The organism is Ancylobacter sp. TW_SC_1 (genome assembly GCF_056836805.1).
The window spans coordinates 2,017,854-2,040,543 of the sequence record NZ_CM166365.1 but is presented as its reverse complement, the minus strand read 5'-3'; the positions used below and the strand labels follow the sequence as shown (position 1 = coordinate 2,040,543).

At 68.6% G+C, this 22,690-nt stretch carries 24 protein-coding genes; 13 read left to right on the top strand and 11 right to left on the bottom strand.

Translation table 11 applies throughout. The features are described from left to right. The first annotated feature begins 29 nt into the window (after positions 1-29). The 4 genes from AC1PZ7_RS09390 to AC1PZ7_RS09375 all read left to right on the top strand — a co-directional run bounded on the left by AC1PZ7_RS09390 (position 30) and on the right by AC1PZ7_RS09375 (position 3,811). Complete coding sequence (locus AC1PZ7_RS09390; RefSeq protein WP_482359200.1) at positions 30-1,208, top strand: ABC transporter substrate-binding protein; 1,179 nt, start codon at positions 30-32, stop codon at positions 1,206-1,208. Between the two features lie 109 nt (positions 1,209-1,317). Further along, positions 1,318-2,169: an ABC transporter permease gene (locus tag AC1PZ7_RS09385; RefSeq protein ID WP_482359199.1), complete on the top strand. Its 852-nt coding sequence runs from the start codon at positions 1,318-1,320 to the stop codon at positions 2,167-2,169. After that, entirely contained in the window at positions 2,166-3,017 is an 852-nt protein-coding gene (locus AC1PZ7_RS09380) for an ABC transporter permease (RefSeq protein WP_482359198.1), read from the top strand. Before AC1PZ7_RS09385 ends, AC1PZ7_RS09380 begins: the two co-directional genes overlap by 4 nt. Positions 3,018-3,118: 101 nt before the next feature. Further along, the gene (locus tag AC1PZ7_RS09375; RefSeq protein WP_482359197.1) at positions 3,119-3,811 is read left to right on the top strand and encodes a YoaK family protein; all 693 of its coding nucleotides are present in this window, start codon (positions 3,119-3,121) and stop codon (positions 3,809-3,811) included. 89 nt (positions 3,812-3,900) lie between these two features. Here the strand turns inward: AC1PZ7_RS09375 and AC1PZ7_RS09370 are convergent, their stop codons facing one another. Beyond that, positions 3,901-4,374, bottom strand: a complete 474-nt coding sequence (locus tag AC1PZ7_RS09370) for an Lrp/AsnC family transcriptional regulator (protein WP_482359196.1) — start codon at positions 4,372-4,374, stop codon at positions 3,901-3,903. A 170-nt stretch (positions 4,375-4,544) separates the two neighbouring features. Here AC1PZ7_RS09370 and AC1PZ7_RS09365 point away from each other — a divergent pair, with 170 nt between their 5' ends. The 7 genes from AC1PZ7_RS09365 to AC1PZ7_RS09335 all read left to right on the top strand — a co-directional run bounded on the left by AC1PZ7_RS09365 (position 4,545) and on the right by AC1PZ7_RS09335 (position 11,018). Beyond that, positions 4,545-5,948 (top strand): aminotransferase, encoded by a 1,404-nt coding sequence (locus AC1PZ7_RS09365; protein WP_482359195.1) that lies wholly within the window; start codon positions 4,545-4,547, stop codon positions 5,946-5,948. Between the two features lie 65 nt (positions 5,949-6,013). After that, positions 6,014-6,829: a transporter substrate-binding domain-containing protein gene (locus AC1PZ7_RS09360; protein ID WP_482359194.1), complete on the top strand. Its 816-nt coding sequence runs from the start codon at positions 6,014-6,016 to the stop codon at positions 6,827-6,829. A 77-nt stretch (positions 6,830-6,906) separates the two neighbouring features. Beyond that, entirely contained in the window at positions 6,907-7,617 is a 711-nt protein-coding gene (locus AC1PZ7_RS09355) for an ABC transporter permease (RefSeq protein ID WP_482359193.1), read from the top strand. Further along, positions 7,617-8,327, top strand: a complete 711-nt coding sequence (locus tag AC1PZ7_RS09350) for an ABC transporter permease (protein WP_482359192.1) — start codon at positions 7,617-7,619, stop codon at positions 8,325-8,327. Before AC1PZ7_RS09355 ends, AC1PZ7_RS09350 begins: the two co-directional genes overlap by 1 nt. A 35-nt stretch (positions 8,328-8,362) precedes the next feature. Next, positions 8,363-8,716 (top strand): cupin domain-containing protein, encoded by a 354-nt coding sequence (locus AC1PZ7_RS09345; RefSeq protein ID WP_482359191.1) that lies wholly within the window; start codon positions 8,363-8,365, stop codon positions 8,714-8,716. A gap of 17 nt (positions 8,717-8,733) precedes the next feature. Continuing rightward, on the top strand, positions 8,734-9,663 hold the full coding sequence (locus AC1PZ7_RS09340; RefSeq protein ID WP_482359190.1) for a 2-hydroxyacid dehydrogenase: 930 nt from the start codon (positions 8,734-8,736) through the stop codon (positions 9,661-9,663). Between the two features lie 35 nt (positions 9,664-9,698). Next, positions 9,699-11,018: an NAD(P)/FAD-dependent oxidoreductase gene (locus tag AC1PZ7_RS09335; RefSeq protein ID WP_482359189.1), complete on the top strand. Its 1,320-nt coding sequence runs from the start codon at positions 9,699-9,701 to the stop codon at positions 11,016-11,018. Position 11,019: 1 nt separating this feature from the next. Here the strand turns inward: AC1PZ7_RS09335 and AC1PZ7_RS09330 are convergent, their stop codons facing one another. Together AC1PZ7_RS09330 and dsbD are read right to left on the bottom strand one after the other, a co-directional pair. Continuing rightward, the gene (locus tag AC1PZ7_RS09330; RefSeq protein WP_482359188.1) at positions 11,020-11,640 is read right to left on the bottom strand and encodes a DsbA family protein; all 621 of its coding nucleotides are present in this window, start codon (positions 11,638-11,640) and stop codon (positions 11,020-11,022) included. 42 nt (positions 11,641-11,682) lie between these two features. Continuing rightward, positions 11,683-13,515, bottom strand: a complete 1,833-nt coding sequence (gene dsbD / locus AC1PZ7_RS09325) for a protein-disulfide reductase DsbD (protein WP_482359187.1) — start codon at positions 13,513-13,515, stop codon at positions 11,683-11,685. Between the two features lie 116 nt (positions 13,516-13,631). On the opposite strand from dsbD, the gene AC1PZ7_RS09320 reads away from it, so the two are divergent. Further along, complete coding sequence (locus AC1PZ7_RS09320; protein WP_482359186.1) at positions 13,632-14,294, top strand: response regulator; 663 nt, start codon at positions 13,632-13,634, stop codon at positions 14,292-14,294. Continuing rightward, positions 14,291-15,628: an ATP-binding protein gene (locus AC1PZ7_RS09315; RefSeq protein WP_482359185.1), complete on the top strand. Its 1,338-nt coding sequence runs from the start codon at positions 14,291-14,293 to the stop codon at positions 15,626-15,628. Before AC1PZ7_RS09320 ends, AC1PZ7_RS09315 begins: the two co-directional genes overlap by 4 nt. A 54-nt stretch (positions 15,629-15,682) precedes the next feature. On the opposite strand, the gene AC1PZ7_RS09310 is transcribed toward AC1PZ7_RS09315, so the two are convergent. The 8 genes from AC1PZ7_RS09310 to soxY all read right to left on the bottom strand — a co-directional run bounded on the left by AC1PZ7_RS09310 (position 15,683) and on the right by soxY (position 22,633). After that, complete coding sequence (locus AC1PZ7_RS09310; protein WP_482359184.1) at positions 15,683-16,081, bottom strand: CBS domain-containing protein; 399 nt, start codon at positions 16,079-16,081, stop codon at positions 15,683-15,685. Between the two features lie 35 nt (positions 16,082-16,116). Next, the gene (locus AC1PZ7_RS09305; protein WP_482359183.1) at positions 16,117-17,400 is read right to left on the bottom strand and encodes an FAD-dependent oxidoreductase; all 1,284 of its coding nucleotides are present in this window, start codon (positions 17,398-17,400) and stop codon (positions 16,117-16,119) included. Positions 17,401-17,403: 3 nt separating this feature from the next. After that, entirely contained in the window at positions 17,404-17,925 is a 522-nt protein-coding gene (locus tag AC1PZ7_RS09300; RefSeq protein ID WP_482359182.1) for a DsrE family protein, read from the bottom strand. Between the two features lie 55 nt (positions 17,926-17,980). Beyond that, positions 17,981-18,661, bottom strand: coding sequence for a c-type cytochrome (locus AC1PZ7_RS09295; RefSeq protein WP_482359181.1), 681 nt, complete (start codon positions 18,659-18,661; stop codon positions 17,981-17,983). Beyond that, positions 18,645-19,922 carry a sulfite dehydrogenase gene (gene soxC, locus AC1PZ7_RS09290; RefSeq protein WP_482359180.1) on the bottom strand — a complete coding sequence of 426 codons (1,278 nt, stop codon included), beginning with the start codon at positions 19,920-19,922 and terminating at the stop codon, positions 18,645-18,647. Before soxC ends, AC1PZ7_RS09295 begins: the two co-directional genes overlap by 17 nt. Positions 19,923-19,996: 74 nt before the next feature. After that, on the bottom strand, positions 19,997-21,691 hold the full coding sequence (gene soxB, locus AC1PZ7_RS09285) for a thiosulfohydrolase SoxB (RefSeq protein ID WP_482359179.1): 1,695 nt from the start codon (positions 21,689-21,691) through the stop codon (positions 19,997-19,999). 82 nt (positions 21,692-21,773) lie between these two features. Then, positions 21,774-22,103 (bottom strand): thiosulfate oxidation carrier complex protein SoxZ, encoded by a 330-nt coding sequence (gene soxZ, locus AC1PZ7_RS09280; RefSeq protein WP_482359178.1) that lies wholly within the window; start codon positions 22,101-22,103, stop codon positions 21,774-21,776. Positions 22,104-22,168: 65 nt separating this feature from the next. After that, positions 22,169-22,633, bottom strand: coding sequence for a thiosulfate oxidation carrier protein SoxY (gene soxY / locus AC1PZ7_RS09275; RefSeq protein ID WP_482359177.1), 465 nt, complete (start codon positions 22,631-22,633; stop codon positions 22,169-22,171). Positions 22,634-22,690 lie beyond the last annotated feature (57 nt).

The following is a 22,690-nucleotide window of genomic DNA, read 5'->3' as shown; positions in this document are numbered from 1 at the left end:
AAACCTTCCAGAACCAGGAGAACAGGCAGATGAACGGGCATGACCTCACCACGCCGACCCGGGCGGGCCTCAGCCGCCGCGCCGTCCTCAAGGGCACCGTCGCCGGCGCCGCCGTGCTCGCCACCCCGGCGCTGATCGGGCGCGCGCGGGCCGAGACGCCGACCGTGCGCATCATGGGCGTCGAGACGGCGGCGCTCGACAACTGGTCCGCCTTCGAGAAGGAAACCGGCCTCAAGGTCGAGTTCACCGGCATCAATTCCGACCCCGGCATCTTCCGCCAGGAAGTGGTGGCCAATGCCGCCGGCGAACGCATCGACATCTTCCTGATGGATGGCGGCATCGAGGACGAGCTCGGCGCCAAGGGCTTCTTCGCCCCCATCGACCCGGCCAAGGTGAAGGGCTGGAGCGCGGCCCCCGCCGCGGTGATGGACTCGCCGCTGGCGCAGGGCCCGGACGGCAAGCAGTACGGCATGCCGGTGGTGATGAACGCCGATTCCTTCGCCTATTACCCCGAGGCGATCGGCGAGGAGGAGCCGCTCTCCTACGCGCTGCTGTTCGAGAGCGAGAAGACGCTCGGCAAGGTCTCGCTCGAGAACACCTGGCTCACCTCGCTGCCGATGGCGGCCACCTATCTCAAGGTCGCCGGCAGGCAGGCGATCGGCGACCCGTCCAACATGACGCCGGCCGAGGCCAAGGCGGTCGTCGACTTCCTCATCGCGCGCAAGAAGGCCGGGCAGTTCCGCGCCCTGTGGTCGACCTTCGAGGAATCCGTCGACCTGATGGCCCGCAAGGAAGTGGTGGCGATCAACTGCTGGGAGCCGGCGGTGAAGGAACTGCGCAAGCAGGGCAAGGATGTGCGCTACGCCTTCACCAGGGAAGGCTACAACAAGTGGATGATCTGCGCCTATGTGCCGAAGGAAGCCGCCACGGGCGCGCGGGCGGAAATCGTCGCCAAGGCGCTCTCCGGCTTCCTCGGCGGCGCCTATGCGGCGCAGATCGCCGTGCTGCGCGGCTACGCCACCGCCAACGCGATGGCCGGCCTCGCCTATGCCGAGGCGCAGAAGATGCCGGCCGAAGACATCGAGTCGATCAAGGCCAACATCGCCAAGATCGAGAAGAAGTTCGCCGCCCCGCTGTTCTGGCAGAATGCCGCGCCGACCAGCATCCAGGCGATCGAGGCGGAGTGGGAACGCTTCCGCCAGGCCTGATGCGCGTCGGCTGGCGCTCCACAGATTGGGGCGGCGCCCCAGGTGCCGCCCTGAGTGCCGCCCCCTCGCCTTTCCCACGCGATCCAGTTCTCACGCCATCGACGGGCCGATGCTGCGCACCACCCTGTTCCTCTTCATCGCCCTGTGGGCGGCTTTCATCGTGGTGCCGGTGGCGCTGCTGGTGCTATGGTCCTTTCTGGAGATGAAGGACTACAGCTTTTCCAGCAGCCTGAGCGCGGCCGCCTATGCCGCCGTGTTCGATTCCGGCCGCTATGAAGTCACGCTGCGCACGCTGCGCATCGCCGGGGTCGTCACCGCCATCGAGCTCTGCCTCGCGTTGCCCTTCGCGCTGTGGCTGGCCAAGGGCGTGCGCTCGCCCATGCTCAAGGCGATGGTGCTGGCGCTGCTGACCGTGCCGTTCTTCATCAGCCTCGCCTCGCGCACCATCGTCTGGCGCTCCGTGCTTTCGCGCTCGGGGCTCGTGAACACCGCGCTGATGCATCTCGGGATCATCGACCAGCCGCTCGACTGGCTGCTGTTCTCGGAATTTTCGGTGCATCTCGGCCTGCTGGCGCCCTCCTTCCCGACCATGGTGCTGCCGGTCTTCCTCTCCATCTCGCTGATCGACGACGAGCTGATCGAAGCGGCACGCGATCTCGGCGCGCCGCCCGCCAAGGTGCTGGGCGACGTGATCCTGCCGCTGGCGCTGCCCGGCATCGTCGCCGGCATCATCTTCACCTTCGTGCCGCTGCTCGGCGAGACGGTGGTGCCGCAACTGCTCGGCGGCGGCCGGGTCTCGATGCTCGGCGCCTCGATCACCAGCCTGCTGCAGGTGCTGAACTATCCGGTCGCCGCCGCGCTGGCGACGCTGGTGCTCGGCATATTGGCGGCGCTGTTCCTGGCCCTGCGGCTCATCGGCGGCGGGTCGATCGCCGCCATTTTCGAGGGGATGAAGCGATGAGCACGCCCCTCGCCGGCGCCGCCCTGCCCGAGGCGCGTCCCGTGCGCTTGCGCGCCGGCCGGCTGGAACGCCATCTGGGCCTCCTCGCGGCGATCGGCGGCTTCGGCATGATCGCCCTCACCTATGCGCCGATGCTCTGGCTCGGCATCATGTCGGTGAGCGTCGATCCGCTCGGCGGCCTGCCAGGGCCCTTCACGCTGGAATGGTACGACCGGCTCTTCACCGACCGGCGCTGGGTCGGTCCGCTGATGGCCAGCATGGGCTGCGGCGCGGTGGTGGGGCTCGCCTGCGCCGCGTCCGGGCTGCTGGTCGCGCGGGCGCTGCCGCATCTGCGCGCGCGCGGCACCCTGCTGCTGGCCTTCCTCGCGCCCTTGTTCATCCCCGGTGTCCTCATGGGAGCGGGGCTGTTCCTCTATCTACGCGTCTTCCTCGGGCTGCGGCTCGGCTGGTGGTCGGTCTTCCTCGCCCATTTCGCCTGGGCCTACCCCTTCGCGCTGCTGGCGCTGCTGGTGACGACGACGCGCTTCGACACGAGGCTCAACGACGCGGCCGCCGATCTCGGCGCCGGGCCGTGGCGGCGCTTCGTCGATGTCGAGTTCCCGCTCATCATGCCGGGCGTGGTGTCGGCGGCGCTGTTCGGCTTCCTGCTGTCGTTCAACGAACTGGCGCGCACCATCCTGCTGCGCGGCACGGCGACGACCTTGCCGCTGTTCGAATGGGCGCAGGCGACCTCGCACTCCTCCAACGTGCCGCTGATCTTCGCCCTCGCCACGCTGGTGCTGCTCGTCAGCCTCGCACTGATCGGCGTTTCGTTCTGGCTGCTCTTCGGGCGCGGGACCGACCGGTAGCCTCGACGGACGAAGGCGGTGCCCTGACGGGATAAACCGGCCTTGCAACTCGACCGGCATGAGCTATGCCGTCCAGGCGACATTCGGCTTGGATTCCACCCATGAAATACGTTCTGCCCGGCCTGCTCTGCTTCAATGCAGGCTTCGTGGACACGGCAGGCTTCGTGACTCTCCACGGCCTGTTCACGGCGCATGTCACGGGCAACATCGTCACCTTCGCCGCCGCGCTGGCCGACGGCCGCATGCCTTCCATCTCGAAGATCATCGCAGTGCCGGTGTTCTGCTTCGTGGTGATCGCGGCCCGGCTGCTCAGCCATGCCCTGGTCGAGCGCGGTTTCGACGACTTCCGCATCCTGATGGCGGCCAAGCTCATCCTGCTCGCCCATGCCGCCCTGGTCGCCATACAGATGGGCGTGCCCCTGGCGGCCGACAGCGCGAATGCCGTGATGATGGGGATGACGCTGGTGAGCGCCATGGCGCTGCAGAATGCGCTGCACCGCACCCACCTCACCGACGCACCGCCCTCCACGGTGATGACCGGCACCATCACCCAGCTTCTGCTGGACATCACCCATGTCTGGAGGCCACGGGCGGGGGCCGATCCGGCCCCGGTCCGTGAACGCCTGCGCCGCTTCGGCGTCTTCCTCGCCAGCTTCTGCGCCGGCTGCGCCGCGGCGGCGCTGCTCTATCTGATGGCCGGCGTGTGGTGCTTCCTGGTGCCCCCGCTCGTGGCGGTGGCCGAGATCTTCGTCCTGCCGGCCGGCCCGGCGGCGCCGGTCAAGGCCAAGGGCTGAACGGCCGGTGAGCCCCCTCCCGCGGCAGCGGCCGGATTCGGCACGCCCCCGCGCATGACGGGGCGGGCGCGTTCATTCCTCCCCCCGCATCACGGCTCGTCGCATTCGATCGGCACGGCGAAGCCGGCCTTCACGCGGTCCATGATGACCATGGTCTTGAACCCCTTGATGTCGGGATTCTCGTAGAAGAACTTGCGGGTGAAGGCCTCGTAGTCCTCCATGCTGCGGGCGGTGACGATCAGGATGAAGTCGGTCTCGCCGGTCACGTAATAGCCGTTCATGACCTCCGGCGTCTGGCGGATGGATTGCTTGAAGCGGTCGACGATGTCGGCCCGCTCGCGCTCCAGCGAGACCGAGACGAACATCGCGATGGGACGCCCCACATCGCGCGGACGCACGATGGAGACATCCGCCTCGATGACGCCCTCCGCGCGCAGCCGCTTCAGCCGCCGCTGCACCGCCGTCGCGGACAGGCCGACAATGGCGCCCAGCTCCTCCGAACCCATTCGATTGTTGCTCTGGACGAGGGAGAGAATCTTGGCGTCGAACCGATCGAGCTTCATAGGGACCCGTCTGATGAATTTCTGCGCATAGACGGAAAATGAGCACAAATCCGACGGAGACTCTATCGCAAATGCCGCCACCCGTTTCTGTGCTGCCGCTAGGCTGAAGGCGTCGGAGGCTTTCGGCGGGTCGCCCGCCCGCCATCCGAGCCCACGCAGGAACAGGACGCATGGACCATTTCGACACCGTTGCCGAACTCGACCGCAAGTCGGTACTCCACCCCTTCACCTATCTGAAGGGCCACGCCAGCGGCGAGGGCCCGGCCCCCGTCATCATCGAAGGGGCCAAGGGCGTGCGCATACGCGACGCCCGGGGGCACGAGTTCATCGACGGCTTCGCCGGCCTCTATTGCGTGAATATCGGCTATGGCCGCACGGAAGTCGCCGAGGCGATCGCCCGGCAGGCCTACAAGCTGGCCTATTACCATTCCTATGCCGGCCACACGACCGAGGAGCTGGCACGCCTGTCGGACCGGTTGGTGCGCATGGCGCCCGGCCGGATGTCGAAGGTGTTCTACGGGCTGTCCGGCTCCGACGCCAACGAGACCCAGGCGAAGCTGGTCTGGTACTACAACAACCTGCGCGGCATGCCGAAGAAGAAGAAGATCATCGCCCGCGAGCGCGGCTATCACGGCTGCTCGATCATTTCCGGCTCGATGACCGGGATGAGCTTCTACCACGATCACATGGACCTGCCGGTCTCCGGCATCCTGCGCACGGGCGTCCCGCATCACTATTGGGGCGCGGTGCCCGGCGAGACCGAGCTGGAATTCTCCGCGCGCCGCGCGGACGAGCTCGAAGCCCTCATCCTCGCCGAGGGGCCCGAGACGGTCGGCGCCTTCATCGCCGAGCCCGTGCTCGGCACCGGCGGCATCATTCCCCCGCCGGCGGGCTACTGGCCGGCGGTCCAGGCGGTGCTGCGCAAATACGACGTGCTGCTGATCGCCGACGAGGTGATCTGCGGCTTCGGCCGCGTCGGCGCGCCGTTCGGCTCGCATCTCTACGGGATCGAGCCCGACCTGATCTCGGTCGCCAAGGGCCTGACCTCCGCCTATGTGCCGCTCTCCGCCTGCCTGGTCGGCGAGAAGGTCTATGCGGTGATGGAGGAGGCAACCGACAAAGTCGGCTCCTTCTCCCACGGCTACACCTATTCCGGCCATCCGATCGGCGCGGCGGCGGCGAATGCGGCGCTCGATATCGTCGAGCGCGAGGATCTCGCCGGCAAGGCGGCGACGCGCGGCGCCTACATGCTGCAACGCCTCAAGCAGGAATTCGAGCAGAGCCCGATCGTCGGCGAGATTCGCGGCGTCGGCATGCTGGCCGCCATCGAGTTCGTGGCCGACCGCGCGCACAAGACCCGCTTCGATCCGGCGCTCAAGGTCGGAGCGCGCATCTCGCAGGCCGCCCGCGACCGCGGGCTGATCGCCCGGGCCATGCCGCATGGCGACATTCTCGGCTTCGCGCCGCCGCTCGTGATGAACGAGGCGGAAATCGACGAGATGGTCGACATCACCCGCGCCGCCCTGCGCCAGGTTACCGACGAACTGGCGGCAGCCGGACACGCGCCGGCCTGACGGCGCGCACCCGCAAGATCACCATAACGGGCAAAGCCCAGCTTCCAGAAACACAGGGGACCAAGATGATACTCAACCGCACCGTCTCGATCTTAGCCTGCGCTTTCTCCCTCGGCCTTCTCGCCGGCGCCGCCCATGCCACGGATGGCGTGCTGCGCATCGGTACCGAAGGCGACGCCCCGCTGTTCAGCATGGCCGACGCCAATGGCAACGTGACGGGCTTCGACGCCGACATCGCCAACGGCCTGTGCGCCGAACTGAAGGTGAAGTGCGAATTCGTCGTGCAGACCTTCTCGACCCTCGTGCCGTCCATGGACAGCGACCGGTTCGACGTCATCATCTCCGGCCTCGGCATTACCGACGAGCGCCGCAAGAAGATCGACTACTCGATCCCCTATGCCTCGACCCCGCAATATTTCGTGGTCGCCAAGGACTCGCCGGCGGCGGGGCTGAAGGACCTGCCATCCGTCCTCAAGGCGCTGTCCGGCAAGAGCGTCGGCGTCGTCAACGGCACCACCTACGCCAAGTTCGTCGCCAAGAACGTGCCGGATGTCGACCTGAAGACCTATGATTCCACCACGGCCCAGCTCGCCGACCTTGCGGCGGGCCGGATCGATGCCGGCTTCAGCGATTCCCCGACCTGGGCCGAGTTCCTGGCAACACCGGAAGGCGCCGGCTTCGCCCGGATCGAGGTGCGCGTGAAGCCCTCCGACGACCACGCAAGCCTCGGCTACGGCATGGGCGTCGGCCTGAAGAAGGGCAATGCCGAACTCAAGGCCAAGCTCGACAAGGCGCTGTGCAACATGATCACCACCGGCGGGGTGACGGCCGCCAGCATGAAGTGGTTCAAGGAGGATTACGCGCTTTCCTGCAGCCAGTAACCTGTGCGGCATTGCGCATCCTCCGATGGCGGAGCCGCCGCGACGACTGGATCGCGGCGGCCCTGACGGGCTCATGAATGACGAACGACCTATGGACCATGCTGTTCGCGCAGGGTTGGGCGCTCGCGCTGCTGCGCGGGGGGCTGATGACCGTGCTGGTCGGTGGGCTCGGCATGGTGCTCGGCCTGATCATCGCGGCCCCCATGGCCATCGCGCGATGGCAGGGCGTGACGCTGCTCTCGCCGCTGATCGACGTCTATTCGATCCTCGTACGCTCGATACCGGGGCTGCTGGTGATCTACCTGCTGTTCTTCGGCTCGGTGCAGAGCTTCGAGCGCGTGGCGGGCGCCTTCGGGTTTCAGGGGACGAGGGACGCCTATCCCTTCTTCATCGGCCTCGTCTCCATCGCCGCGATCTCCTGCGCCTATTCCACCGAGGTGCTGCGCGGCGCGCTGGAGACGATACCGAAAGGCCTGATCGAGGCGGCGCGGGCCCTTGCCGTGCCGACATACGTGGCCTTCTTCCGGATCATGGCCCCGCTCGCCCTGCGCGCGGCGGCGGGCGGACTGAACAATGTGTGGCAGATGACGATCAAGGACACCTCGCTGGTCTCGGTCGTCGGCCTTCAGGAAGTGATGCGCGTGGCCGCCGTCGCCTCCGGCATCACCCGCAGCCCGCTGGTGTTCTACGTGATCGCCGCGCTGATGTACCTGGCGATCACCAGCGTCAGCCAATGGCTGTTCGCCCGGCTGGAGCGCCGGCTGGAACGTAGTTTCGGAGCCCGATGATGGATGTCGAGCTTCTGAAGGAAGCGTTCCCGCTGCTGCTGAAGGGCGCTCAGCTCACCATTCTCATCAGCGTGGTCGGCGTCCTTGTCGGCCTGCCCGCCGGCATCGCGCTCGCCATGCTGCGGGCCTCACGCAACCGGCGCCTGCGCTTCCTCGTCAAGCTGGCCGACGGCTATGCCGCGCTGTTCCGCGGAACGCCGATGCTGGTGCAGGTCTTCGTGCTCTATTACGGCCTGGCGCAGATCGGCGTCATCCGGCAGACGCCGATGCTGTGGTGGCTGATCAGCGACGCGCTGCGCTGCGCCATGCTGGCGGTCGTCCTCAACACCGCCGCCTATACATCGGAGATCTTCCGCACCGCCTTCCTCTCCGTGCCCCGTGGCGTGATGGAGGCCGCCGAGGCCTGCGGCCTGTCGCGCCTGCATGCCTTTCTCCTCATCCGCCTGCCGATCGCCGTGCGCCAGGCATTGCCCTCCTATGGCAACGAGGCGGCGATCATCGTGAAGGAATCCAGCCTCGCCTCCACCATCACCGTGCTGGAGATCACCGGCTACGCGAAGCGGCTGATGAGCGAGACCTTCGCGATCATCGAGATCTTCGTCATCGCCTCGGTCTTCTACCTCGTCATCAACTTCGCCGTTCTCGGCCTCGTGCGGCTCGCCGAAGTGCGGCTGCGCATTCCCGGTCACACCTCGGCGCGCCGGCGCTGAGCGCGCGCGACGTCCCTTCGAACAGGAATAGCTTCATGTCGCTCCTCACCTTCTTCGACCTCGCCAATCTCCCCACTCCCCGCGAGAGCGGCCCGCTTCCCGAACGTTGGGTCGAGGGCGATCCACGCTTCCGCACCTGGGATCTGTCGGCGACGCCCGACGAGGGCGTGCGGGCCGGCGTCTGGGAGGCGACGCCCGGCGCCTATCGCTCGATCAAGGGCGAGAGCTGGGAGTTCTGCTCGATCCTGTCCGGCGTCTCCGAGCTGATCGAGGACGGCAAGCCGCCGCGCCGCATCGCCGCCGGCGACAGCTTCGTGATGCATCCCGGCTTCGAAGGCATCTGGCGGGTGATCGAGACCACGACCAAGCTCTGGGTCTCGCGGGACTGAACCGGGGAAGCCGACGCATGAGCCTGCTCTACCTGTCCGATCCCGCGCGCGGCGCGACATGGGCCCGGCATTTCGCCGACCATGCGCCGGACATCGCCTTTCACATGGACCCGTGCGCCTGCGACCCGCGCGAGGTGCGCTACCTCGTCACCTGGGAGCCGCCGGAAGATCTCGCCGCGCGCTATCCGGCGCTCGAGGTTCTGTTCTCGATCGGCGCGGGAATCGACCAGTTCGATCTTTCGGCACTGCCGCCGGATCTCGCCGTGGTGCGGATGATCGAGCCCGGCATCGTGAACGGGATGGTCGAGTATGTGACGATGGCCGTGCTCGCCCTGCACCGTCACCTGCCGCGCTATCTCGACCAGCAACGCCGGGGTCTCTGGCAACCCGAAGCGATGCTGACCGCGGCTGCCGAGCGGCGGGTGGGGGTGCTGGGGCTCGGCGTGCTCGGGCGGGCGGTGCTGAAGGCCCTCGCCCCCTTCGGCTTCCCGCTGGCCGGCTGGAGCCGCTCGCCCCATGCCGTCGACGGCGTCGCGACCTTCGCCGGCAGCGGGGAGCTCGACGCCTTCCTGTCGCGCACCGACATCCTGATCTGCCTGCTGCCGCTCACCGAGGAAACAAGGGGCCTGCTCGGCGCGCCGCTGTTCGACGCCCTGCCGCGCGGCGCGATGCTGGTGAATGTCGGACGCGGCGGCCATCTCGTCGCCGACGACCTCGTCGCCGCGCTCGACAGCGGACGGATCGGCGCCGCCGTGCTGGATGTCGCCGCCCCCGAGCCGCTGCCGCCGGAGCATCCGTTCTGGCGTCATCCCGGCATCCTGCTGACCCCGCATATCGCCAGCATGACGCAGCCCGACACGGCGGCGGCCGTCGTGCTCGACAATCTACGCCGCCATCGGGCCGGCCAGCCCATGCTCGGCCGGGTCGACCGCGCGCACGGCTATTGAACCCACGCATTCACCGATCCGGGCAGGACACAGACATGCCGGCTACCATCTCCTCTCCCATCGTCGCCGCGCCCTTCTGGTGGGAGGAGGCGCCGCCGCCGCGTGTACCGCGCGCGCCCCTCCCCGCACGCGTCGACGTCGCCATCATCGGCGGCGGCTATGCCGGACTGGGCGCGGCGCTGACGCTCGCGCGCGCCGGACGCAGCGTCGCGCTGTTCGAGCGCCAGCGCGTCGGCGAAGGCGCTTCCTCCCGCAATGGCGGCATGACCAGCGCCTCGCTCCGGCCGAGCTTCGCCGAACTGCAGCGCAACTTCGGCCACGCGCGCGCCACCGCCATCATGAAGGAGGGCAAGGAAGCGCGCGAAGAACTGTACCGCTTCCTCGCCGAGGAGAAGATCGACTGCGACTTCCAGCTTTCCGGCCTGTTCGACGGCGCCGTCAATCCCGGCGACTATGACGACCTCGCCCGCGAGGCCGACGAGCGCCGGAAGCTGCTCGGCATCGACACTTTCGCCGTGCCGCGCGGCGAGCAGCACGCTTATATCGGCACGGATTTCTACCATGGCGGCAGCGTGCGCCGTGACATTGGCGGCCTGCATCCGGCGAAGTTCCTCGCCGGCCTGCTCCAGCGGGCCCTGGCCGCCGGCGCCGGTGTCCACGAGATGACGGCGGTGGAAGGCGTGCGGCGCGAGGCGGACGGCTTCGAACTCGCGACCTCCGGCGGTGCCGTGCGGAGCCGCGAGCTGCTGGTCTGCACCAATGGCTACACCGACGGTGCCGATCCCTGGCTTCGTCGCCGCCTGGTGCCGGTCCGCAGCCGCATCATCGCCACCGCGCCGCTGACGCCCGAACAGATGGCCAAGGCGATGCCCACGCGGATGATGTATGTCGATACCCGCAAGCTGAGCTATTACTACCGCCCCTCTCCCGACGGGACGCGCATCCTCTTCGGCGGACGCGACGGCACGACGGCCGGCGATCCGCAGGCCCCCACCGACCACCTTCGCGCCGAGTTCGCCCGCATCTTCCCCGCGCTTGCCGACGTCGCGCTGTCGCATAGCTGGTTCGGCCATGTGGCGATGAACCGTCACATGATCCCGCGCCTGTTCGTGCATGACGGCATCTATTATGCGACCGGCTTCTGCGGCTCCGGGGTGGTGTGGGCGCGCTGGGTGGCGCGCAAGGCGGCGCTGAGGCTTCTCGGCGACACGAGCGAACCGCCCTCCGCCTTCGAATTCGCGCCGCCGCCCGCCATCCCGCTCTATCGCGGCACGCCGTGGTTCATTCCGCTGGTCTATGCGCTCTACGAGGCACAGGACCGGAAGGCGATGCGCCGGGGCGGCGTCACACGCTGAATCACTCCGCCGCCTGGCGACGGCGCGCCTCGGCGAAGGCCTCCTTGAAGCCGGCATAGTCGAGCGTCGAGGTACGGAAGGGGCCGATGAGATAGGCCGGCGTGCCCTGCAGGCCGATCGATTCCGCCTGCGCGAGGTTGCGGCGCAGCAGCGTGGTGATGTCGCCCGCATGCGCCTTGAGGTCGGCGTCGAGCCGGGCGAGGTCGATGCCCGACTTCTGCACCGCCTTCAGCATCTGCTCCTTGTCGACGCGGCGTCCGGGGATCGCCATCAGCGCGTGATGGACCTTGTCGTAGCCACCTTGGTACTTGGCCGCGAGGGCCATCTGCGCGCCATAGACCGAGGCCTCGGTGAGGATCGGCCAGTCCTTGTAGACGAGGCGGATCTTGCCGTCCTCCTTCACCGCGCGCTCCAGGTCCGGCGCGGACTTCTTGCAGAACGGGCAGTTGTAATCGAGGAAGGCGACGACGGTGACGTCGCCCTTGGGGTTGCCGGCGGTCGGCGCGGCGGGATCGCGCAGGATCGCCTCCACATCGACGCCCTGCGCGAGGAGCGGCGAGACCGGGAGAACCGCGCCAGCGGTGAGGACGCCGGCGAGCGTGAGGAAGTGGCGGCGCTGCATGAGAGTTCCTGAGCGTTCAAGAGGGAGGGAGGCGAAGGAGGTTCAGGCGCCGGCGGCATCGAGCCGGCGGGAGATGTCCTCGACGGTCACGGGACCCACGATACGGGTGCCCGGAATCTCGCGCCCCTGCGCATCGACGAGGAACAGCGCGGGTGGGCCGACCACGCGGAACCGTTCCATCAAAGCGCGGGTCGCCGCGTTGTAGTCGGTGACGTCGGCCATGACCTGCGGCAGGGCAGCGAGCCGCGCACGCAGTTCGGGCGCGGCCATCACCTTCGCGTTCGATTTGCAGACGGTGCACCAGTCGGCGGTGAAGTCGACGAGGATCGGACGCCCCTCCGCCTGGACGGTGGCCCCGGCGACCGCCTCGTCGAAGGCGGCGGCCGAGGCGACGCGAAAGGCCGAGCCTTCCACCTGACCCGTTGCCGGGGCGGCGGCAAAGGCCAGCGGGCGCAGCGGGTCCTGGGCTCCGCCGGCAGCCCCGACGATGAGCGTCGCGCCATAGAGCGCCGCCGCCATGCCGCCGCCGCGGGCGAGCCGCGCGGCCGGGCCGCTCGACGCCGTCAACCGATCGAAGCCACCGAAGAACGCCGCCGCCCCCGTCAGCAGCACGCCCAGCATGGCCAGCGTGGCCGGCGGCGGCAGCAGCCGCCCGGCCAACCCTATGGCAACGCCGAGGAAGACGAGGCCGAACGCCTGTTTCGCCCGCACCAGCCAGACGCCGCCGCGCGGCAGAACGCTCGGTCCGAACAGCCCGACCAGCATCAGCGGCAATCCCATGCCGAGCCCGAGCATGAACAGCGCCGCCGCCCCCGTGGCGGCGTCGCCCGTGGTCGCGGCGTAGAGCATGGCGCCGGCCAGCGGCGGCGTCACGCAGGGACCGACGACGAGTGCCGAGCCGAAGCCCAGCAGTGCCGCCCCGGCGAGCGAGCCGCCGGAACCCCTTCCCGCCAGCCGGGCGGACAGACCCGCCGGCAGAGCGAGATCGAACAGGCCGAACATCGAGAGCGCCAGCGCGACGAAGATCGCGGCGGTCAGCCCAAGTGCGAGCGGGGTCTGCAGCGCGGCCTGAAGGTTCGCCCCCGACCAGCCGGCGACGGCGCCCACCAGCCCGTAGGCACCGGCCATGGCCAGCACATAGGTGCCGGTGAGCAGGAGGCTGCGCCGCCGCGTCAGCGCCTCGCCCGAGCGGGTGAGCATGCCGGCGAGGATCGGGATCATCGGGAACACGCAGGGCGTGAGCGCGAGCAGCAGGCCGAAGCCGAGAAAGGCCAGCATGGTCCAGCCGAGATTACCTGCGAACAGCGCCTCGACGCCGGCACCCTCCCCCCCGGCGGTGGCCCGCACCGGCCCCGCCAATGCGGCGGGAGCGCCCTGCGGGGCCTCGCCGACTGGCGCGTCCATGACGAGGGGTGCCGCGCGGATGTCGAGCGTCGCCAGATCGACGAGGCGCGCCTGCGGCGGGAAGCAGATGCCCCGCTCCGAGCACCCCTGATAGGTGACCCTGAGCTGGCCGGTGCGGTCGAGCGCTCCGGCGCTGGCCTCGACATCCCCATGGAAGACGTGGACGACGCCGAAATTGGGATCGTCCTTGGCCTCGCCTTCTGGCCGGTCAAGCGAGACGGCCCGGCCGTCGTAGCGGGCCTGCAGGCTGTCGCGGTAGAGATAAGTGCCGGGGGCGATCGTCCAGCGCAGCAGCAGCGCGCCGGAAGGGGAGCGCGCGGCGGCGAGCGTGAAGGGCGCGGCGGAGGCCGGACGGGCAAGGAGCGGTGCGAAGGCCGGCGCGGGCTCGGCGGCCGCCATGCCGAAGGAGCAAAGGCATGCAAGAAGAAGAAACGCCGATCGACTTGCCGTCGCCCAGGATCGCCATGTCATCGGATTCGCCGCTCCTTCACTGTCGCGGCGCAGCGCTCTTATCCTCACCTTAAGCCAGCCTTAAGCTGGCGGCGGACGATGGCACGGGCGGACGGAACGGAGATGAACAGGGCGTGATGCGTATCCTTCTGGTCGAGGACGATCCGGTGCTGGCGGACGGCATTCGCGCCGGCCTGGGGCTCGCCGGCCTGACCGTCGATGCCGTGACCACCTGCGCCGACGCGCGGGCTGCGCTCGGCTCCTCCCGGTTCGACGCCCTCGTGCTCGACCTGATGCTGCCGGACGGCTCGGGCCTCGACATTCTGGCGGCGCTGCGCGCGCGGCAGGACGCGACGCCGGTGCTGCTGCTGACCGCGCTGGACGAAACCACGGACCGCGTACGCGGGCTGGATGCCGGTGCCGACGACTATCTCGGCAAGCCCTTCGATCTCGACGAACTGGCCGCCCGCCTGCGCGCCCTGGTCCGTCGCGGATGCGGGCGGGCGAGCCCGCTTCTGCGCCATGGCGGCATCGCGCTCGATCCCGCCATGCTCACCGTCAGTCTCGACGGCAACGCCGTGCCTGTGTCGCGGCGCGAGTTCGCCGTCCTGTCCATGCTGATGGAGCGGCCGGGAATGATCCGGGCCAGGGGCGAGATCGAGGACCGGCTCTATGGCTGGCAGGAGGAAGTCGACAGCAACACGGTCGAGGTCTACGTGCACAATCTGCGCGCGAAACTCGGCCGCGAGGTGATCGAGACGGTGCGCGGGCTGGGTTATCGCCTGCGGATGCCGGCATGACCTCGCTGCGCCGCCGCCTCTTCCTCATCCTGCTCGCCGCCACCGGGCTCATCTGGCTGTGCGCCGTGGCGTGGATCAGCATCGGCAGCCGCGGCGAGCTGGAGCGGGTGCTCGACACCCGGCTGCAGGAGGCCGCCCGCATGGTGCATTCGCTGGTCATGGCCGGGGGCGGGATGGGGACGGCCGGGGCGGCCGCCAGCCTTCCGCCAGCCTCGCCGGGCGGCTATGAGCGCCAGCTTTCCTGCCAGATCTGGTCGTTCGACGGACGTCTTCTCGCCCGCTCCTCCGGCGCGCCGGACGCGACGCTGGCGGATGAGGGCGAAGGCTTCTCCGACCGCGAGGTGAACGGCGAGACATGGCGCGTCTACACCATCGTTGACCCGGAAAAGGACGTTCGCGTGGTGGTCGGCGACCGGATCGGGCTGCGCGACAGGCTGGTGCGCGACCTCGTCGCCGGTCTGGCCGCGCCGGCACTGCTGGTCATGCCGCTTCTGGGACTGCTGATCTGGTGGAGCCTCGGACGCGGGCTGCGCCCCCTCAACAGCGCGGCGGAAGAGATCGCGGCGCGCGAGGGCGACGACATGCGGCCGGTGCCCACCGACGGCGCGCCGTCGGAAATCCTGCCGCTGATCGGTGCCCTCAACGGGCTGTTCGCCAAGGTCGAAGCGGCGCGGGCCCATGAACGGGACGTCACCGCCTTCGCCGCGCACGAGCTGCGCACACCGCTGGCGGGCCTGAGGACGCAGGCGCAGGTGGCGCTTGCCGCCCGCGATCCGGGAATCCGCGAGAACGCCCTGCGCCAGATCATTCTCTCGGTGGACCGCACCAGCCGCCTCGTGCGCCAGCTTCTCGCCCTCGCGCGTCTCGACGCGGAGGCCGTCGGCGCGGCGCGGGAGACCTCGATCGGCCAGGTGCTGCGGGAGGTGGTAGACGCCGTCCCCCGGCCGGACGGCGTCGCAGTGACCGTCGAGGCCGATCTGGAGCACAGGGTACGCGCGCTGGATCCCGATGCGCTGACCCTGCTGCTGCGCAACCTCCACGAGAATGCCGTTCAGCATATGCCGGCCGGCACGGTGCGCTGGTTCGCGGAAGGGGCGGACAGCCTGGTGATCGAGGATGAAGGCCCAGGCATTCCCGAGGAGGAACTCGGCCTCGTGCGCCAGCGCTTCTATCGCGGCCGGGCCGCCGCCGGAGCCGGCTCGGGGCTTGGCCTAGCCATCGCCGAGGCCGCCGCAACCCGCATCGGCGCCCGCGTAGAGCTTGCCAACCGGAGCGATCGGACGGGACTGCGTGCCGTCATCCGCTTCCGCCCTCCCGGAAGCGGCACGGCATGAGCCGCCGGCGTGCGCGCCTCGATCCGGCCTCCTCATCGTCGCGGCAAAGGACGGCTATGCCCCGTCCCGGGGACCCAGCGCGTCGAGCATGTCGACCATGTCGACAAAGCCCATGTCCCGATCAGACCGCATCACCATCACGATCGGACGGTCGGCGGCCAAAGCCAGACGGAGCAAGGCGGAAGCGGAGGCGTCGCCTGCGATCCGGGGAAAGGCCTCCATCGCGACGGCCGCCTCGCACAGCGACCGGCCCTGGCTCCGACCGTCCACCATCAGCGACAGCAATTCAGACCGGCTCAGAACGCCCGCGGGCTCCCCGCCCGCGTCGAGGACGATGATGGCGGGCAGTCCGGCGAAGTTCATCATCGACGCGACCTGCTCGACGCTCGCGTCTTCCCGCATTTCGATCGCCGGCGCCACGCGCAACGGTCGGGCGTCCTGCATCCTGGTCATTCGCGACTCCAAAATCGACATTTCCCGGCCGCGCACTAGTCGAAGATACGTCGCGTCTGCGCACGAAACCATGCGTCATAATCATCCGCGTTCTTGCGACGCAGCGTAGACGTCTCCGCCAATTCTGAAACAAAGCTTCCGACTTCCTGGAACTCTCCCGAGGCGGGCACGTATTCTCCGGTCGTCGCGACGCTGTCGCCCGGCGCCAGAAGGCTCCAGCAGCGGCTCGCATAAGCGCCCGCGCGGGGCTCCTCGCCCAGCAGGCGCGCGCGCAGCGCCGCCGCCACCACATCCGACTGGCTCACCGCGGCGGAAGCCGCCTTCGGAACCGGGCTCGCCTGCGCCGCGTCGCCGAGGACATACACGGCCGGCACCCGGGACGAGCTCATGTCCTCGGGCCGCACCGGGCAGAAGCCGGTCGCATCGGCCAGACCGGATTCCAGCGCGACGCGCCCGGCGGACTGGGCCGGGATCACGTTCACCAGCGCGCAGTCGCGAAAGGTCCCGAAGCCGGTCCACACCGTCATCGTGGCGGGATCGACCCGCTCGACCCCTTCATGGATCGACGGTGGCAGCCATTCGATCATGCCGGGATAGTACTGCTCCCACCCGTCGAGGAAGAGCGCCATCTTGGCGAAGCGTTCCTTGGCGTCGAGGATGACGATCCGGCAGTCGCCGCGCCCGGTGGTTCGCAGCCGGTGCGCCATCATCGAGGCGCGTTCATAGGGAGCGGGCGGGCAGCGCGAGGGATCGGGCGGCGGCAACAGAACGATCAGGCCGCCATTGGGCACCGCATCGAGCTGCCGGTCGAGAAGCGCGAACTGCGCGCGGCCGATCCAGCCATGCGGCATGGCCACGCTCGCCGCGCGGCTCCAGCCCGACACGCTCGCATAGTCGAGGCCGATGCCCGGCGCCACCGCGGCCGCGTCATAGGAAATCGTGGCGCCATCTTCGAGCCGCACCGTCCGGCGCTCGGCGTCGATACGCCCCGCCCGGGCCGGCACGAGGCGGATGCCGGCGCGACGCGCGAGCGCCTCGTAGCCGATCCAGATCGTGTCGCCGGCGAGCACGCCGCCGAGCACCAGATTCGAGCGGCAGAGCGCGAAATAGCCGGGCTCGGGCTCGATGAGCAGGATATCGAGCCCGTCGCCGGCGGCGCGCGACAGGTAGCTGGCCAGCGACGCGCCGGCGAAACCCGCGCCTATGATCGCCACTCTCGGCCGCGCGCCCCGCCCCACGGCGGGGCTGGCAAGTGTGGGGCTGGCCGCGGTGCCGAGGGCGAGGCCGCCGAGCAATGCGCGCCGGCTGAGGCCCGTCACGGCTCAGCCGACCTTCATATAGGCGAAGCCCTTCCCCTGAAGGGCCGCGCAGGTGGCGACGCCCGAGGGCACGAACGAGACGAAATCGGCCTGCCGCGCCCGCGACAGGTCGAGCTGATTGCGCTTGAAGGTGATCTCGCAGAGATAGACCTTGAGGCCGTTCTTGGAGATCGCCTCGGCGCGGGCGAACAGCTCCGGCGGCAGCTTCTCGTCGGCCCACATCGTGCCGTCGAGACTGTCGAGGAAGAACTTGATGCCACCGGCATGCACCACCAGCACGATCTGCAGGGCGAAGGGATCCGCCCCGTAGACCGAGTAGTGGTTGCCGATATTGTTCAGCGTCTGGGCGAAACGGTCGGGATCGCCGTAGTCGCAGTGGTAGAGGCAGGCGACTTCCGCGTCCTTCTCGATGTCGTCGAGCGTCACCTTCGTGGGAACGGCGGCGGCCCTGTCGACCGTGAGCGCGGCACCGCCGGCGGCCAGGCCCGCCATCACGGACCGGCGGTTGAATTCGAGCTTGGGCATGGCGTCCTCCTCGTCGACTGTTTTTATCGTGACGGTATGTCGGCCTGTCGCGGCCTCATTCGACGGCGCCGGCCGGCTTGTCGCCTTCCTTCCCGGCGTCGGGCGTGACGTCGAGCACCCGCGCATGGCTGGTGATCTCGACCTTCGGCTTGCAGTCCTTCATGCACGGGTTCTTGTTCCAGAAGGCCTTTTCCGTGGTCTCGCGATCATCGTCGTAGAAATTGGCATTGTTGGGCAGCTCGACGGTCGGGAAATTCTCCTTCGACAGCACATAGTCGTCCGGAACGACGTCGTTGAGATAGAGCAGATACGCCACGATGGCGTAGACATCGTCCGGCGGCAGCGTCTGGGCGGCGCCGAAGGGCATGGCGCGATGCACATAGTCGAAGACGGTCGAGGTGTAGGGCCAGAAGGAGCCGATGGTCTTTTCCGGCCGCTCGGACTTCAAGGTCCCCTGCCCGCCGGCCAGCACCGGCCAGCGCCCGGCGCCCTCGCCGAACTCGCCATGGCACATGGCGCAATTGTTCTGGAACAGCTCCTCGCCCTGCGACACCGACCCCTTGCCCTCGGGCAGGCCCTGCCCGTCCGGGCGCACGTCGATGTCCCACGCCTTGATCTCCTCCGGCAGCGCCGGCCGGCCGAGCCGGACCGTATCGGCGGCGGCGGCACCGAGCCCCGCGACCAGCGCCAGCAGCGCTGTCCCCGCGACGAAACCGGACCTAGCTGACCTCGACATTCTCGGCCTCCCCGTTGCTCCGCACCAGCCAGGTCTGGATGCCGTTATTGTGGTAGATCGAGTTCTCGCCGCGTACCGCGCGCAGCTCCGCCTTGGTCGGCTGCACATAGCCGGTGTCGTCCATGGCGCGCGACTGCAGCAGCAGTTCCTCGCCGTTCCAGTCGAAATCGACATAGAACCGCGTCATGGAGCGCGGCAGCGCCGGTCCCTCGATGCGGGCCGTCGTCCAGTTCCTGCCGCCGTCCAGGGTGACGTCGACGCGGGTGATGGTGCCGCGCCCGGACCAGGCGACGCCGGAGACGACGTTCGGCCCCTTGGCCCTGAGCGGCGCCTGCGGGCTCGGGCTGGTCACCACCGACTTGGCGTCCATGAAGAAGGTGAAGCGGCGCGAGCGGCCATCCGCGAGCAGGTCCGTATATTTGGACGTCTCCTCGCGCTGGCCCCAGGGCTGGTCACCGACCTCGATCCGGCGCAGCCACTTGATCCACATGTTGCCTTCCCAGCCGGGGACGACGAGGCGCAGCGGATAGCCCTGCTCGGGGCGCAGCGCCTCGCCATTCATCGCCCAGGCGACGAGGCAGTCGTCCATCGCCTTCTCGATCGGGATCGAGCGCGTCATGGCGGAAGCGTCGGCGCCCTCGGCGAGCACCCACTTGCCCTTCGGCTTCACTCCCGCGGCGTCGAGGAAGGCGCGCAGCGGAACGCCGGTATAGACGACGTTGTGGATCATGCCGTGGGTGTACTGGCAGCCATTGAGCTGGGCGCCGCGCCATTCCATGCCGCTATTGGCGGCGCATTCGAGGAAGTAGACGCGGTTGGTGCGCCCCGGCATGCGCTTGATGTCCTCCATGGTGAACACCAGCGGCTTGTCCACCAGTCCATGGATCATGAAGCGGTGGCGGGCCGGGTCGATCTCCGCCTCGCCGCCATGATGGCGCACGAAGCACAGGCCGTTCGGCGTGATGATGCCGTCGAGCGCGTAGAGCGGGGTGAAGCTCACCGAGCTTTCGCTGCTGGCGGTGAGCCACGTCACCTCGCGCCGGACGACATCCTTCTCGAAGGGCGAGGGAATGCCATAGGGGTGGTTGTTCACCCCGGCGCCGAGCGACTGCGTCCACTCGGGGATGTTGACGATGTCGGGGTCGGGCGTCGCCCCGGCAGCGGCAGGCCGTATGCCGGCGGCAGCCCCGGCGCCGGCGAGGCCGACGAGATTGAGGAAGCGCCGTCGATCGAAACGCGCCCCCGGCTTGGTCTGGTCCATCGCATCCTCCCGGATGGATATTCAAATTCGAATTAATGAATGTAATTGGCGCGAAACCGCGCCCCGAAGCGGCCTCAGGCGCCGGACACCTTCACGGAATCGGTGGGCGCGATGCGCACCGCCTTACTCGCCGCCACGTAGCGCTCGACGAGTTCCCAGATGGGCGGCCCCTCGACCCCTTGATTGACGCTGGCCCAGCCGGCGACCGCGTAGGTCTTGGCCGGGTCGAGCGGCTGGCCGGTCTTGAGGTAGACGAGATCGGTGATGCGCCGTCCCATGGCCTGGCCGACATCGATCGAGTAGCCGACGCCGCCGACGCGCACCATGTCGCCGCCGCCCTGGAAATAGGGATCGGGGTTGAAGATGTTGTCGGCCACGTCCTCCAGCACGTCCTTGAGCTGCTGGCCGGTCATCATGTTGCGGTAGCAGGCGGGATAGGTGATGGCGGTGGCGTTGGAGATCGCCTCGAAGGTGATCGGGTCGCCCGGAAGCAGCGTACCGCCCCAGCGGAAGCCGGGCGAGAGGGCGATCTCGGCGTCGCGCTCGGCAAGCATCGCCTGGCAGATCAGGTCGTCGAACGTGCCGTTGAAATTGCCGCGCCGGTAGAGAAGGCTCTCGGCATGGCCGACCACGCGCCCGAGTTCGGCGGCGTAGGGCGCGCGAAGCTCCTTCACCAGCGCGGCCATGTCCGCATCGGGGGCGATGGCGTCGGAGAACACCGGCAGCAGGCCGTAGCGGAAGCCCGCCACCTTGCCATCCTTCACGTCGAGATCGAGACGGGAGATGAACTTGCCGTGCGAGCCGGTCGCGATGAGAAGCGTGGAACCGACCGTGACCGGCGCCGGCAGCGCGTCATGAGTATGCGCGGTGAGGATGACGTCGATGCCCCTCACCCGACCGGCGAGCTTGCGGTCGACGTCGAAGCCATTGTGCGACAGCAGCACGACGACATCGGCGCCGGCGGCGCGGGCCTCGTCCACCTGCTTCTGCACATCCTCCTCGCGCAGGCCGAACTCCCAGTCGGGAATCATCCAGCGCGGATTGGAGATCGGCGTGCGCGGGAAGGCCTGGCCGATGACCGCCACCTTGGCGCCGCCGCGCTCGAACATCCTGCGCGCCTCGAAGACGGGCTCCTGCCACTCGGCGCTGCGGATGTTCTGCGCCAGGAAGGCGAAGGGCGCCTTCTCGGCGATCTCCTGCACGCGCTCGGCGCCGTAGGTGAACTCCCAGTGGCCGACCATGGCGTCGGTGCCGAGCGCGCCGAAGACGCGCACCATGTCCTCGCCATTCGACTTGAGCGAGCTCCAGCTTCCCTGAAGCCCATCGCCGCCATCGAGGAGCAGGACGTTGTCCGCCCCGCGCGCGGCACGGATGGCCTTCACCAATGTGGCGATGCGGTCGACGCCGCCCATGCGGCCATAGGCTCCCGCGAGCGCGTCGAAGTCGAGGCTGGTGAGGGAATAGGCGTCCGGGCCGCCAGCGGCGAGCTTGAAATAGGCGAGGAACGCCTCGTCGACGAGATGCGGCGGCACGCCGCGCGCCTCGCCGACGCCGATATTGACCGAAGGCTCGCGGAAATAGATCGGCTCGAGCTGCGCGTGCAGGTCGGTAGTGTGCAGGATCGTCAGCGTGCCCACGGGATCGAAGCGCAGTATGTCGTCCTGCGTCATCTTTCCCGAGCGGGCCGCCTGGGCGAAGGCGCCGCGGGCACCGGATGCGAGCATCCCGGCGGCCATGGCGGCGATCACGAAATCGCGGCGTGAAATCATCTGGCAAGTCTTCCCTGCTGGAGACGCATCCCTGCTGGCAGGCCATGCCTGCCGGACGCCGGCGCGTGGCGCGGCGGCGGGATCAGGCGACGGTGAGCTTGGCGGTCGCCGTCTGCTCGGAGCCGTCGTCGTCCTTCCAGACAAAGGTGAACTCGCCCGATTCGGACGCCTTGTAGAAGAAGGCCTGATAGGGGTTCGCCGAAACCGCGGTGAACCAGTCCGCCTCGAAGAAGGGCTTGCCGTTGAAGCTGGCGGTGAACTTGTTGATGATGGCGCGCGGAATGGGCTTGCCGGACGAATCCTTGCGCTGGCCGCTTTCCATCTCGTGCGAGATGAGCGTCTTGATCTCGATGATCTCGCCGGCCTTCGCTTCGGAAGGCACCTTGATGCGCGGCTTGGACTTGATGGCCATGTTGGCGTTTCCTTGTCGTTTCCCCAGGTGTCGTCGGCGCCGGCACGGGAGGCCGGACGCAGCGCTCAGCCGCCGCAGCCGCCGATCGTGACCTTGACCTGCGCCTTCGTCGTGTAGAGCGCGCCGTTCGACATCTCGGCCACGGCGATGACGTTCTGCGTCTGCGCGAGGCGCATGCGCACCGAGGCCGCCGCCTTTCCGGACTGGGGCGTGAATTTGTAGGTCACGACCTGGGGAAGCGGGTTGCCATCCGCGAAGACATGGACGGCCTTCACGTAATCCTGCTCGGTCATCGGGCTGTCGACGTCGATGTTGAGCGGCACGACGAGGCCGTTCTCGGCGATTTCGGGCAGGTCGAGCTTGATCTTGCCCTCGGCCATCGACGTGTCGCCGTAGAGCTTCTTGAGCTCGGCCGCGACGGCTTCCTCGCTCGCCATGACGAGCCGCGGAGCGAGCACCGCCGCCAGCATGGCGGCCAGGCCAATCCCCATGGTTTCCCGTCGCGACGGAGTCCAACTGCGAAGTTGCATCAGGCGTCCTCCTGCTGGCGTCGAGCGCCAACGTTTTGTTTTTGCTTTGATTATGTC